Source organism: Rhizobium esperanzae (assembly GCF_014197615.1).
GTDB classification, from domain to species: Bacteria; Pseudomonadota; Alphaproteobacteria; order Rhizobiales; family Rhizobiaceae; genus Rhizobium; species Rhizobium esperanzae_A.
Genome location: NZ_JACIFY010000008.1, coordinates 1 through 13179 on the forward strand (window position 1 = coordinate 1; position 13179 = coordinate 13179).

At 59.6% G+C, this 13179-nt stretch carries 11 protein-coding genes and 1 tRNA gene; 10 read left to right on the top strand and 2 right to left on the bottom strand.

Features of this window, described 5'->3' with window-relative positions:
• Positions 1 to 156: 156 nt before the first annotated feature.
• Positions 157 to 1380, bottom strand: coding sequence for an ROK family transcriptional regulator (locus GGD57_RS12310; protein WP_184470055.1), 1224 nt, complete (start codon positions 1378 to 1380; stop codon positions 157 to 159).
• Positions 1381 to 1606: 226 nt separating this feature from the next.
• On the opposite strand from GGD57_RS12310, the gene xylF reads away from it, so the two are divergent.
• The 9 genes from xylF to GGD57_RS12355 all read left to right on the top strand — a co-directional run bounded on the left by xylF (position 1607) and on the right by GGD57_RS12355 (position 10320).
• A complete protein-coding gene (gene xylF, locus GGD57_RS12315) occupies positions 1607 to 2647 on the top strand; it encodes a D-xylose ABC transporter substrate-binding protein (RefSeq protein ID WP_184470057.1) in 1041 nt (346 codons plus the stop codon).
• Positions 2648 to 2910: 263 nt separating this feature from the next.
• Positions 2911 to 4224, top strand: a complete 1314-nt coding sequence (locus tag GGD57_RS12320) for a sugar ABC transporter permease (RefSeq protein ID WP_126908459.1) — start codon at positions 2911 to 2913, stop codon at positions 4222 to 4224.
• A gap of 14 nt (positions 4225 to 4238) precedes the next feature.
• Positions 4239 to 5021 (top strand): ATP-binding cassette domain-containing protein, encoded by a 783-nt coding sequence (locus GGD57_RS12325; protein WP_085738045.1) that lies wholly within the window; start codon positions 4239 to 4241, stop codon positions 5019 to 5021.
• A gap of 204 nt (positions 5022 to 5225) precedes the next feature.
• Positions 5226 to 5302, top strand: a tRNA-Arg gene (locus GGD57_RS12330).
• 199 nt (positions 5303 to 5501) lie between these two features.
• Entirely contained in the window at positions 5502 to 5729 is a 228-nt protein-coding gene (locus GGD57_RS12335) for a CopG family ribbon-helix-helix protein (RefSeq protein ID WP_184470415.1), read from the top strand.
• Positions 5726 to 6067, top strand: coding sequence for a type II toxin-antitoxin system RelE/ParE family toxin (locus tag GGD57_RS12340; RefSeq protein ID WP_184470059.1), 342 nt, complete (start codon positions 5726 to 5728; stop codon positions 6065 to 6067). Before GGD57_RS12335 ends, GGD57_RS12340 begins: the two co-directional genes overlap by 4 nt.
• 341 nt (positions 6068 to 6408) lie before the next feature.
• Positions 6409 to 8934: a leucine--tRNA ligase gene (gene leuS / locus GGD57_RS12345; RefSeq protein ID WP_184470061.1), complete on the top strand. Its 2526-nt coding sequence runs from the start codon at positions 6409 to 6411 to the stop codon at positions 8932 to 8934.
• A gap of 142 nt (positions 8935 to 9076) precedes the next feature.
• Complete coding sequence (locus GGD57_RS12350) at positions 9077 to 9793, top strand: hypothetical protein (protein WP_246713638.1); 717 nt, start codon at positions 9077 to 9079, stop codon at positions 9791 to 9793.
• Positions 9790 to 10320, top strand: coding sequence for a hypothetical protein (locus GGD57_RS12355; protein ID WP_348645975.1), 531 nt, complete (start codon positions 9790 to 9792; stop codon positions 10318 to 10320). The genes GGD57_RS12350 and GGD57_RS12355 overlap by 4 nt, the downstream gene beginning before the upstream one ends.
• On the opposite strand, the gene GGD57_RS12360 is transcribed toward GGD57_RS12355, so the two are convergent.
• Positions 10284 to 10787 (bottom strand): hypothetical protein, encoded by a 504-nt coding sequence (locus tag GGD57_RS12360; RefSeq protein WP_184470063.1) that lies wholly within the window; start codon positions 10785 to 10787, stop codon positions 10284 to 10286. The two genes, GGD57_RS12355 and GGD57_RS12360, sit on opposite strands and share 37 nt — an antisense overlap.
• A gap of 387 nt (positions 10788 to 11174) precedes the next feature.
• Between GGD57_RS12360 and GGD57_RS12365 the strand changes: the two genes are divergently transcribed.
• Positions 11175 to 13157, top strand: coding sequence for an acyltransferase family protein (locus GGD57_RS12365; protein WP_184470065.1), 1983 nt, complete (start codon positions 11175 to 11177; stop codon positions 13155 to 13157).
• The last annotated feature ends 22 nt before the right edge of the window (positions 13158 to 13179 follow it).

The following is a 13179-nucleotide window of genomic DNA, read 5'->3' on the forward strand; positions in this document are numbered from 1 at the left end:
AATCGATCCATCGCAACCTCCAAATCAACGGAGAGTCCTTGAATCTATTTGACGCAATAAAACAACTGCTTACTCGCCATATGCGATTCCCCTGCCCTTGTGGGGAGGGGTTGGGGAGGGGTTTTCGTCCGTCGGAGTGCCGGTAAGACGCGATTCTCAATCCCCGCCCTGCCCGCCTGACAGCACGATATCCTGATCGATCACCGAGAGCGCCCGGTTGAGGTGGCCCTCGAAGACGAGGATGGGTTCGTCGGGGACGACGCGGATTTCGGGCATGCCTTCCATGCGGACGATATGGGATTGGCCGAGGCCTTCTTCGATGCCCTGGCGCAGCAGGTCGTAATAGCGGGTGCCGGGGCCGGTGATGGCGATGGGCATGCGTTCGGTGAGGCTGAGCATGCGTGAGAGGCCGTTGCCGAGCGCGAGGCCGGCTTGGCGGAAGGCGAAGGCTGAGGTGCGGTGGCCCTGGCGGGCGCGGACGGCGATTTTATCGAGCTCGGCGACGGGCACGAATTTGGCCGGGATGGTATCGAGCGGCACTTCGAAGGCGCTGCGCAGGATGGCGTAGAAGCCGGCATAGGCCTCGATGCAGCCGCGGGTGCCGCAGCGACAGAGGCCGCCACCCGCCATGTGCAGCATGTGGCCGAAATTGGGGGCCGAGATCTCCTGGCCGGTCTCATTGCCGCGCCGGACGATGCCGAGGCCGATGCTATGGCCAAGCGACAGCGCGGCGAGCGAGCGGAAATCGGCGCCCTTGACGATCTCCTCGCGGGCGCCGAGGGCGGCGGCGACGAGCAGCGTCTCATTGTCGAGGATGACCTTGGCCTGCCATTGCGGCCGCAGCGCCGATTCGAAATCGATCTGGTCGCTGCCGAAGATCGGCGACCAGAGAAGCACCGGCTCGGTGGAATTCACCAGCCCCTTGCTGCTGATCGAAATCAGCAGCACTTTTTCCTGGCTGATTTTCGAACGATCGAGAATACGCGAAAGACCGGCGCGCACCCCTTCCACGAATCGGGCCGCACCCGCCGGATCATGCGAGCGCTCCTCGCTGAAGCGGTCGATCAGCTTGCCGGCATAATCCACCAGCGAATATTGCACCGCATCCGAAGAGATGATGACGACGATGAGATAGCCGCAATCGCGCCGCTGGCGCAGAAGCACGCGCGGCCGGCCGCGGCCGCTGGCCGCCTGCTGCTCGGATTTTTCGATGATCTGGGCCTTTTCCAGATCGGCCGTGATCGCCGAAATGGTGGCGGAGGAAAGGCCGGTGAAATCCGATATCTCGGTATGCGCCAGCTGACCGTGACGACGCAGCACGGACAGCACGAGCACGCTGTTTCTCTGCCGGACCAGCTCCGTGCTCGACTTGGTCAGCATGAAGCCGCCCTCTCCTCCCGCTTATTCGTCCTTGCTTTCCACTGCATCTCCGGCCGCTGCTGTGCAAGAAAATTAAGCCGGCAGTCCAGTGTTGACAGCTGAAAAAATCTCTGACATCAAATTTCTCGACTGTCGAGAAAATAATCCGAACTTTCCTCGACAGCTTTACGCGGTGGCCGGAGGAAGCATGGGCTGGGCCGGTCGCAACTCACTCGGGAGGACATTTATGAAGTCTATTTTGAAATTGATGGCGGGTGCAGCCATCCTCGTTTCCGTTCATACCGCTGCCATGGCTAAAGACCTCGTCGTCGGCGTTTCCTGGTCGAACTTCCAGGAAGAACGCTGGAAGACCGACGAAGCCGCCATCAAGAAGGCTCTGGAAGCCAAGGGCGCCAAGTATATTTCCGCTGACGCGCAGTCCTCGGCCGCCAAGCAGCTGACCGACGTCGAATCGCTGATCTCGCAGGGCGCCAACGCGCTGATCATTCTCGCCCAGGACTCCGACGCCATCGGCCCGGCGATCGAAAAGGCCGCTGCCGAAGGCATCCCGGTCGTCGGCTACGACCGCCTGATCGAAAATCCGGCTGCCTTCTACATCACCTTCGACAACAAGGAAGTCGGCCGCCTGCAGGCCGAGGGCGTCTTCAAGGCAAAGCCGGAAGGCAATTACGTCTTCATCAAGGGCTCGTCTTCCGACCCGAACGCCGACTTCCTGTTCTCGGGCCAGCAGGAAGTGCTGAAGGCAGCGATCGACGCCGGCAAGATCAAGAATGTCGGCGAAGCCTATACCGACGGCTGGCTGCCGGAGAACGCTCAGCGCAACATGGAGCAGTTCCTGACCGCCAACAACAACAAGGTTGACGCCGTCGTCGCCTCCAACGACGGCACGGCCGGCGGCGCAATCGCTGCGCTCGATGCCCAGGGCCTCGCCGGCTCCGTTCCGGTTTCCGGCCAAGACGGCGACAAGGCGGCTCTGAACCGCATCGCGCTCGGCACGCAGACGGTTTCCGTCTGGAAGGACAGCCGCGAACTCGGCAAGCGCGCCGCTGAAATCGCTCTCGACCTCGCCGGCGGCAAGGACATGAGCAAGATCGACGGCGCCCAGGCTTTCAAGGGCGGCCCGAAGGGCGTGGAAATGCAGTCTGTCTTCCTGAAGCCGCTTGCTATCACCAAGGACAATCTGAACGTCGTCATCGACGCCGGCTGGATTTCCAAGGCTGAAGCCTGCCAGGGCGTCAAGGCCGGCACCGTCGCCGCCTGCAAGTAAGCAGCTCCTGCACTGAACGGCCGGCGCCGCAGCGGAAAAAGACCGCTGCGGCGCCGGATGCGGACGAGAACTCCAATGATGCAGTTCCTCCGCCTCGCCGCACCAGCGCGGACTTATTCCCTGCCGGAAGGGTGTCGCGACGCCACGCGACCGGGTTCCGGAAGCATCGCGATGGTCAGTTGAAGAACAGATAGATGACGCCGAAGGCAGCCTTTCGCACGCCCGCGCATCTATCGAACCAAGAATGGGGGAACGGCAAACCCATGGCCGAAATGGTAAAATCCACAACATCAAGCGGGCCGCGAACGGCGGAAGCCAATGCGGTGACCCGCTTCTTCCGCGCCACCGAGATCGACACGCGCCTGCTCGGCATGATCGGCGCGCTCGTCATCATCTGGATCGGTTTCCACATCATCACCGGCGGCCTGTTCCTGACCCCGCGCAATCTCTGGAACCTCTCGGTCCAGACGACCGACATCGCGATCATGACGACGGGCATGGTGCTGATCATCGTCACCCGCAACATCGACCTTTCGGTCGGTTCCGTGCTCGGCCTCTGCGGCATGATCATGGGCGTGACGCAGGCGAAAATCCTGCCTGAATATATCGGCTTCGACAGCCCCTTCACCTGGGTGATCACGCTGCTGATCGGCATCATCGCCGGGGGGCTGATCGGCACCTTCCAGGGCATGATCATCGCCTTCCTCAACGTTCCCTCATTCATCGTCACTCTCGGCGGCCTGCTCGTCTGGCGCGGCGCGACCTGGCTCGTCACCAGCGGCCAGACGGTTGCCCCGATGGACCAGACCTTCCGCATCATGGGCGGCGGCGCCGAAGGCTCGATCGGCGCCACCTGGAGCTGGGTCGTCGGCATCGCCGCCTGCCTCTTCGTCATCGCCAGCATCATCGGCTCGCGCCATCAGCGTCGCCGCTTCGGCTTTCCGCGCCGGCCGATCTGGGCGGAATATTTCCTCGCGACCTTGAGCTGCGTGCTGATCCTCGGCGCCGTCTCGATTGCCAACAGCTATTACTGGCCGATCAATATCGCCAAGAAATATGCCGAGACCAACAATATTCCCTGGCCGGAAACCGGCCTGGATATTCCCTACGGCATCGCCGTGCCGGTGCTGATCGCCATCGTCGTCGGCATCATCATGACCTTCATCGCCACCCGCCTGCGCTTCGGCCGCTATGTCTTCGCGATCGGCGGCAACCCCGAGGCGGCAGAGCTTGCCGGCATCAAGACCCGCTGGGTGACGGTGCGCATCTTCGCGCTGATGGGCGTGCTGGCCGCCATTGCGGCGGCGATTTCCACCGCCCGCCTCAACGCCGCGACGAACTCGCAGGGCACGCTCGACGAGCTCTACACCATCGCCGCCGCCGTTATCGGCGGGACGTCGCTGGCAGGCGGCACCGGCACCATCGCCGGCGCCATGCTCGGCGCGCTCGTCATGCAGTCTCTGCAATCGGGCATGGTGCTGGCGCATGTCGACACGCCGCTGCAGAGCGTCGTCGTCGGCACCGTCCTTGTCGTGGCGGTCTGGCTCGACACCGTCTACCGCGCCCGTGCCAAGTGAGAGGAGCTCCAGATATGGCTGATCAACGCACTCCCCTCGTGGAACTGAAAAACATCTCGATCTCCTTCGGCGGCATTCACGCCGTCGATAACGCCTCGGTGGATCTCTACCCCGGCGAAGTGGTGGCCCTGCTCGGCCACAACGGCGCCGGCAAATCGACGCTGATCAAGATCCTCTCCGGCGCCTACAAGCGCGATGGCGGCGAGATCCTGATCAATGGTGAGCCGGCCGAGATCCGCAACCCGCGCGATGCCAAGAAATACGGCATCGAGACGATCTACCAGACGCTTGCCGTGGCCGACAATGTCGACGCCGCCGCCAACCTCTATCTCGGCCGCGAGCTGAAGACCCGCTGGGGCACGCTCGACGACGTGGCGATGGAAGCCTCGGCGCGCGAGGTGATGGGGCGCCTCAACCCCAACTTCAAGCGCTTCAAGGAGCCGGTGAAGGCGCTTTCGGGCGGCCAGCGGCAATCGGTGGCGATCGCCCGCGCCATCCTCTTCAACGCCCGCATCCTGATCATGGACGAGCCGACGGCGGCCCTCGGCCCGCAGGAGACGGCGCAGGTGGGCGAGCTGATCAAGCAGCTGAAGAAGGAAGGCATCGGCATCTTCCTCATCAGTCACGACATCCACGACGTCTTCGACCTCGCCGACCGCGTCTCGGTGATGAAGAACGGCCAGGTGGTGGGCCACGCCCGCACCGAGGATGTGACCAAGGACGAAGTGCTCGGCATGATCATCCTCGGCAAGGTGCCGCCGAAAGCCATCCCCGGCCCCGGCGCCATGCAGATCTGACGCCACCGGCGCCCTGCCCCGGACAACCAAGCTCCGCCGCCCGCAAGGCCGGCGGAGTTTTTATGTGGCATTTCCCAGGCTGACGGATAAAAACGCCCGCCAAATCGCAAGCATCGGTATTTCCGAGAATTTCGCGATTGAAGCCGGCCGCAAGCTAGGCTAAGAACCACCCATCGGACAGGCGATTCAAACCGCCTCAGGCATGCACCCGTAGCTCAGCTGGATAGAGTGTTGGATTCCGATTCCAAAGGTCACAGGTTCGAATCCTGTCGGGTGCGCCATTTCCCCTCACTCTGCATCGCTACATAAGCGTGGTTTCGCAAATTCGCGATATGATCGCTGTAGCTTCGACGCGCGCTGGACTCCGCGTGGATCTGGAGAGCTGGAACAAGTTTGACGACCGACGCCCGATGGCTTACTCTCGTATTACAAAAGGAGTGAAAAGACGTGGCAAATCGAGAGCTTTCGGATCCGATCACCATGCGCCTTCCAACCGATGTCCTTGCGGAGATGGAAGAAATTGCGAAAATCTGCGGCCGCACCCGAAGCTGGGTGTTCGTCCGGGCGCTGAAATCGTATCTCGCCGCCGAAGGAAGGGAGATCATCGAAATCGACCGCGCCCGGCGAGACGTCAAAGCTGGCAACGGACATGATCTCGACGACGTCATCGACGAGCTTGAAGGTATCGTCAAAGGCGCGGCGGCGTGAAGGTTACGGTCTCTCCCGACGCACGAGAATATATCACGACAGAAGGCAGATATCTCAGGGCGCAGCATCCGGGAGCGGCGCGGCAGTTCTTGGACGACGTGAAAAGGCTCCGTCAGGCACTGTCTCGTTTCCCGGAAATGGGCAGGCAGACCGACGAGATGCCCATTCCGGGCATGCTGCGTTTCGTCATGGGTTCTTACCTTGTCGACTATGAGGTCGGCGAAGAGGAGGTCGTCATCCTCAAGATGAGGCACGGGCGGCAACGCCCGCCAGGCGTCGAGATCGAAGACGACTTCGACTACGAGGACGATGCCTCCCACGATCGTGACGGCCCCTGAAAAGGCGTTCAGAGGCGTCCTCGCCCGGCATCGTGCCTTCATGGCGAAAGAAGTCGTGAGGAACCCGCTCGACGTAATCCATTGACATATTGTCAAACTGACCGCGCCGCCAGCGTCTGGACATCAAAGCGGTTCCGTGGCATCAAAAAAGACATGAACACCGCGCGCACCAACTCACATCTCCTACTCGCCATCATTCCGATGGTGGGTTAGCACGCGCTTGCGTTTCTAAGATGCAGCAACCCGCCGAAGAGGCGGGTTTTTTGTTGCCATTCCTCTTCGGTCAGAAATTCAGCTTCCGGCCGCCCGGACCCGTTCGAATAGACAGAAGGGAATTCGCAATGCCCTATGACCCCAAGACAATCGAGCCGCGATGGCAACGATACTGGGAGGAAAACCAAACGTTCCGGACCGAGGACGGCCAAAGCCGGCCGAAGTATTATGTCCTGGACATGTTTCCCTATCCGTCAGGCGACGGCCTGCATGTAGGGCATCCCGAAGGCTATACCGCGACCGACGTGGTGGCTCGCTACAAGCGCATGATGGGCTTTAATGTCCTGCATCCCATGGGGTGGGATGCCTACGGGCTGCCCGCCGAGCGATACGCCGTGCGGACGGGCGTTCACCCCGCGATCACCACGCGGAGCAACATCTCGAATTTCAGGCAGCAGGTCCGCCGTCTGGGCTTTTCCTACGATTGGAGTCGGGAGATTTCGACCACCGATCCCGAGTTCGTACGGTGGACGCAATGGATCTTCCTGCAAATGTACAAGGCCGGCTTGGCCTATCAGGCAGACGTTGCCGTCAACTGGTGCCCAGCACAAGGCACGGTGCTGGCCAATGAGGAAGTGAAGGACGGCCGCTACGTGGAAACCGGAGACCCGGTGGAACGTCGCACGATGCGCCAGTGGATGCTGAAAATCACTGCCTATGCCGACCGCCTGCTCGCGGATCTGGATGAACTGGACTGGCCGGAAGGCATCAAGGCGATGCAGCGCAACTGGATTGGCAGATCGGAAGGCGCTGAAGTGACTTTTACCGTCGAGGACAGAGAGAGTTCCCTGACAGTTTACACCACGCGTCCGGAAACGATCTTCGGCGCGACGTTCGTCGTGCTCGCCCCTGAGCATCCGGCTATCGATGCCATCGCTTCCGTCGGCCAACGCGAAGAGGTCGACGCCTACCGCACCCGCGCGGCGGCAATGAGTGCGATAGAGAAGTCGCAAGCCCAGTCCAAAAGCGGCGTCTTCACCGGAGCGTATGCGATCAACCCGGCAAATGGTTCGCGGATTCCGGTATGGGTCGCTGACTACGTACTGATGAGCTACGGCACCGGAACAATCATGGCCGTTCCCGCCCATGACGACCGCGACCGTGATTTCGCTGAGGAGTTCGGGCTGCCGATCGTCGAAGTCGTGTCGGCATCTGGCTTTCCCTCGGGCGAGGTGCCGCCCGCTGCGTGGACTGGCGAAGGCTCGATGATCAACTCCGGGTTCCTGGATGGAATGGAGACGAAGACCGCGAGAACGGAAGCGATCTCATGGATGACCGAGCAAGGCGTTGGGGTGGAGCGCATCGAGTACAAGCTGCGCGACTGGCTGTTCTCGCGGCAGAGATACTGGGGAGAACCCTTTCCTATCCTGCATGCCGCCGACGGCAGCATCGTGCCATTGCCGGAAGACGCCCTGCCGCTGCTGCCTCCCGAACTGGACGAATATAGGCCAACGCCAGACGGAGAGCCGCCGCTGGCACGGGCGGGCGATTGGGTTCGGACGGTCGATCCGAAGTCCGGCATGGAAGCTCTGCGGGAAACCAACACGATGCCGCAATGGGCGGGATCGTGCTGGTATTACCTGCGTTTTGCTGATCCTCGGAACGTGACCGCCCCGATCGATCCCGAAAAGGAGAAGTACTGGCTGCCCGTCGATCTCTACGTGGGAGGAGCCGAGCATGCGGTGCTGCATCTGCTGTACGCGCGCTTCTGGCACAAAGTCCTGTTCGACATCGGCGTGGTGACATCCAAAGAGCCGTTCCGCAAGCTGTTTAACCAGGGAATGATCCTGGCCTACAGCTACAAGGATGCGGCTGGGAGGTACTATCGCCCGGAGGACGCGGCCGAACGCGACGGTCGCTGGCATGTCGGGGAAATCGAGGTCGAACGTCAGGTCGAAAAGATGTCGAAGTCGAAGTTCAACGTCGTCAATCCTGATGAGGTGGTCGAGCAATACGGCGCCGACGCCATGCGTCTGTACGAACTCTTCATGGGACCGCTTGATGTTGCCAAGCCGTGGCAAATGTCCGGTGTGGCCGGGGTCAGCCGCTTCCTGCATCGCGTATGGCGCATCGCAGTTGGAGAGGATGGCATGTTGTCGAGCAAAATTACGGATGCGGAGCCGTCCCCGGAGATCGCGCGAATTCTGCACAAGACGATCAAGTCTGTCGGCGATGACATCGAGGCCCTGCGCTTCAACACAGCGATCTCCAAACTGATGGAGTTGTCGAACGCATTGACGGGGCTGGACACCAGGCCACGGTCAACAGTCGAGTCCTTCGTTCTGCTGCTGGCACCGTTCGCGCCGCACATTGCCGAGGAACTCTGGAAATTGCTGGGTCATCCGAAAAGTCTGTCGCATGACCCCTGGCCGACATACGACCCCGCTCTTGCCGACGATGATATCCGCGAAATTATCGTACAGGTGAACGGTAAGCTCCGGGGAAGGGTTCACGCGGCTTCGATGATCAGCGATGTCGAACTTGTAGCACTGGCTGCGAGGGACGCTGAAGTTGAGGCGAAGCTGGTGGGGAAGACGGTGCTGAAGGAAATTGTCGTCCCCGGGCGACTCGTGAACTTCGTGGTTGCCGACTAGCAAATAAATTATCAGGAGCCGCTGCCATTGGTGTCGGCAGCGGCACGTTCCAGCAACGAAAGTCGCGGCAACGATGAAACGCAACCCATACAACCAAATTAAACGACATCGTCTCTGAAGGCGTTGACAGGGAATCAACTGAATGGACTATAGCGCCATGGAAACAGAGAACTTGATCGGTGTCGGCCTCTACCCCCCTGCGGAAGCAGGCAGGCTGCTGCGCATATCACCCGGCAAGCTCTCACGGTGGCTGCGCGGCCACCGCATTGGAAACAAGTTCTATCCGCCTTTATGGACACCGGAAATCTCGCTCGGAGACGAGCGCATTTTCCTTGGTTTTCGTGATCTTATAGAGGCCCGCGTTGCCGACGCTTTCATCGCAGCCGGCGTATCGGCAATCAAGGTGCGGGCGGCGATCGACACAGCCAAGGACGTGATTGGCGAGGCTCGGCCGCTATCGACAAACCGTTTTCGCACGGATGGCCGTGAAATCTTCCTTCAGATCGTCGAGAAAGATGAGGACGGCCAAGAGCGCGAGCATCTGCTGAACCTCTTTCGGCGCCAGTTCGTATTCAACGGCATTCTTGATCCTGTTCTGAAAACTGTCGATTTCGGCTCCGATGGCAACCCGCTTACCTGGTGGCCGGGCGGACGGCGGCTCAACGTCATCGTAGATCCGGCGCGCTCGTTCGGGCAGCCGATCGATGCTGCATCGAGTGTGCCAACCGCTGTGCTCGCAGCGGCTGCGGAACAAGAGGGTGGTATCCGTGGTGCGGCGAAGGCATACGACGTCAGCGAGGCTTCCGTTCGGCATGCGGTGGAATTCGAAGCCATGATGGAGCAGCGGCTAGCGGCGTGAACGTCTTCTTCGACAACTGCACGTCTCCGATTTTTGCCAGCACCCTGCACGGGTTCATTCATCACGACGGCCATAACGCAATTCACGTCCGCGATCTGTCCGGCCTCCCGAATGGCCGTCATTCGAAGGATATGGAGTGGATCGATTTCTTACGCCGCTCCAATGACGAATGGATGTTCGTTTCCGGCGATGGCCGCGTCCTCAGGAACCCCGCCGAACGGGCGGCGCTAAGATCAGCGGGGCTGCATGGGTTCATATTGGCGCCTGCCTATCAGAAAACGCCAATGAACCAAGTTGCCTCGGTCCTCGTCTGGCGATGGCCTGAGATGCTGCAGATCACTCGTTTGCTTGCGCCGCCTCGATGCATGAGGTGCCGATCAACAAGGGGACGAGGTTACGCGCGCTTCCAATGTAAGTGCTGCGGCTTCCTGCACGGGGAAAGACAGTCGAGCGGCGCAAAAGCTCAGGTGCGCATCGCCGTCAACATGGCCTATGTGTTCAACACCGGTCGGCTCCAGGCGTCATAGTAGTTGTTGTACACGCCATCAAATTCCAGCTTCAAAGGCTCCCCTGCATAAAAGTCCCTGAATTCCTGCACGATGCCTGCCTGGCGCAGAAATCTGCAAATCGACTGCCGAAACTTCCAGCTTTTCGCTGCTTTGGGCAGACGCGACAACCAATGTCTTTTGGGACGCCCCACCAAGTGGCCGGGAACGAGCGCCCAACCCGAAGGCAACGGATTTTGGGACATGACGGCAAGGAACTGATCCAGTTCCAGAGGAGTGGCAAAGATCAAATCGACGCCATCAAAATGAACCGCCAGCAGGCACCATAGCTTTCGTTGAGATGGAAAAGGATGCACGACACGTCGTGGGCGCTTGATCTGCCCAGAGGGCGTCTTTTCTCGCACCCATCCATATAGTCGCGCTCCGGCCCAACCGCTTATTGGCGTTTCAGGAAATTCACGACTGTAAAATAGCTCTGCCGATTTCATCGCCGCACTATGAGACGACAGGGAAGGAGACGCAACTGCGGATCGTCTGGTCCATCAGCGGCAGAGGCTGAGAACCTCCGCCGAAACCTGGTGACGGCGCTTCACCGCGCCGGGGAAAAGCTAAATCTAAGTCGGACCGGCGTCTTTCTCGCCTCCGGGACGACCATAGACAAAATTGGTCGGCGACCGGGAAAACAAATTCAAACCAGCGAGGTTTCCAGAATGCTGATTTACAACAGCGCCCAAAATAAAGATTGAAATCGGCCCCGCCCGCAAATCTTTTATCGGGCCGTACGGTTCTCCCTCCAGGATCTCTGTGTTAGGCAGCCCCAAAAGCGCCAATCTTGCGCGCAACCAAGTACGCTCTCGATATGAAGGCCGCGGGCATTGAAGGTTTACAGACCAGAGATTGATGGCCTAAGGGCCATATCGGTGATCGCGGTTATTCTTTACCACGCCGAGTTCACGGTTGCCGGCCACACGCTGCTTTCCGGTGGATATATCGGCGTCGATGTATTTTTTGTGATCAGCGGCTTCCTGATTTCCCAGATTCTGCTGACGGAAATCGAAGCGACCGGACGTATCGATTTCCTCAAATTCTATGCCCGGCGTGCGCGGCGAATTCTGCCTGCATTGTTCGCAGTCATTTTCGCGACGATGCCCTTCGCCTATTATCTTTTATTGCCGTTGGAACTCACGGATTACGCGAACTCCGTAGGTTCTTCGCTGCTCTTTGGATCGAATATCTATTTTTATTTTACGGCGGCCCAGTACGGAGAGCCCAATACCCTTCTCAAGCCTTTTCTGCATACCTGGTCGTTGAGCGTCGAAGAGCAGTTTTATATCGCCTTTCCGGTCTTGTTGCTGATCGTGCGCCGATACCTGAAATCGAGGTTTTTGCCATGCGTGTTGGCAGCGGCGGCTCTCAGCTTCGTATTCTGCTTCATCACCGTACGGCACGATCCGCAGCAGGCTTTCTATTCCCCGCTCACCCGGGCCTGGGAACTGCTGGCCGGAACACTGCTCGCCTATTACGAGCTGAGGCGAGGACGGCCTCGCCCTCAGCCGCTGCTCGCGGCGGCCGGGCTTATCCTCGTTCTCGGTTCACTCATCCTGTTTAAGAAGGGCACGGTTCATCCCGCCCTGGTCACGGTGATCCCGGTCTTCGGGACCTGCCTGGTGCTCGCATTCGCCAGCCGTGAGAACGCCGTCGGGCGCCTCTTGGCTTCCCGGCCTGCGGCGCTCACCGGACTGGTGTCCTACTCTTTATATCTGTGGCATTATCCGATCTTCGCCTTCTCGCGGCTGACAAGCTTGCATTTCGACAACGGTGACAAGTTTCTTGCCATCGCGGCGACGGTGCTGGTTTCGGTCGTCAGCTTCGTCATCATCGAAAAGCCGCTGCGCCACACCAGGAGAAGCCGCGCTCTCTGGATCACCCTGAGCTCATCGGTTGTCACCATCGCGGCTGCTGTCCTCTCAGCAATCACCATGGCCGGCTTTCCCCACAGATTGGATGACGTCTATTCACCTGTCGCGCAGGCGAACGAGGCGCGCCTCGAAAGCACTTTTCTAAGCCTGAACGACAACATTCAGCCTGAAAAACCCATTATCTTCATCATTGGGGACTCGCACGCCAGAAACTGGTCGATCGCGCTGAAAAATTACATCGATACCGACCGATATCAGATCGTTGCACTCAGCTACTTGAACTGCATCGTCGAGATCAAGAACGATGTGGTCACGGCACCCTCTCGCGCCAGCATTTACGACAAATACTGCATTCCCTTTGAAAAATATATCAACGACAAATCATTGCTCCGCCGAACCAAAGCAATCTTCCTCACCAGCCTTCGGCCTTTCGAATACACCGTCAACCCGTTCAGGTTCGAGCTTATTTCCTGGATGAAAAGCCATTCGGATAACGCGCGCGTTTTCGTGTTCGGAAATTATTTCCAGCTCGACGAATTGCACTCGTGCCTGGGGCTGATGTTTCAGAGAAAATCCGATGCCTCCATATGCCTGCGGGAGGCCAGCTATCCGCCGGCCAACCAGCCTTTGGAGCAACTACCGTTTTTCCCGTCCGGTCTTCCGTTCACCTACGTCGATATCGTCAAGCTTCACTGCGATTACGACAAGGAGAAATGCCTGACCAGCAGCAAGGGCGTTCCGTTCATCTTGGACTGGAACCATATGACGGCAGAATTTCTGACGACCTTGATCGGTGACATTCTGGAAAAGAGAACCGCCGACCTGCGGAGCGATGGTCTCCTCGATTTCCTGATCCCGCCGCAGGCCGGACAAGCCGAACGAACGGCAAGTTCTCAGCCGAACGGTGGTCCCGCGTCTTCCGCTTCTCCATCAAATTAGGCGGCCAGACGCTGGAAATGCA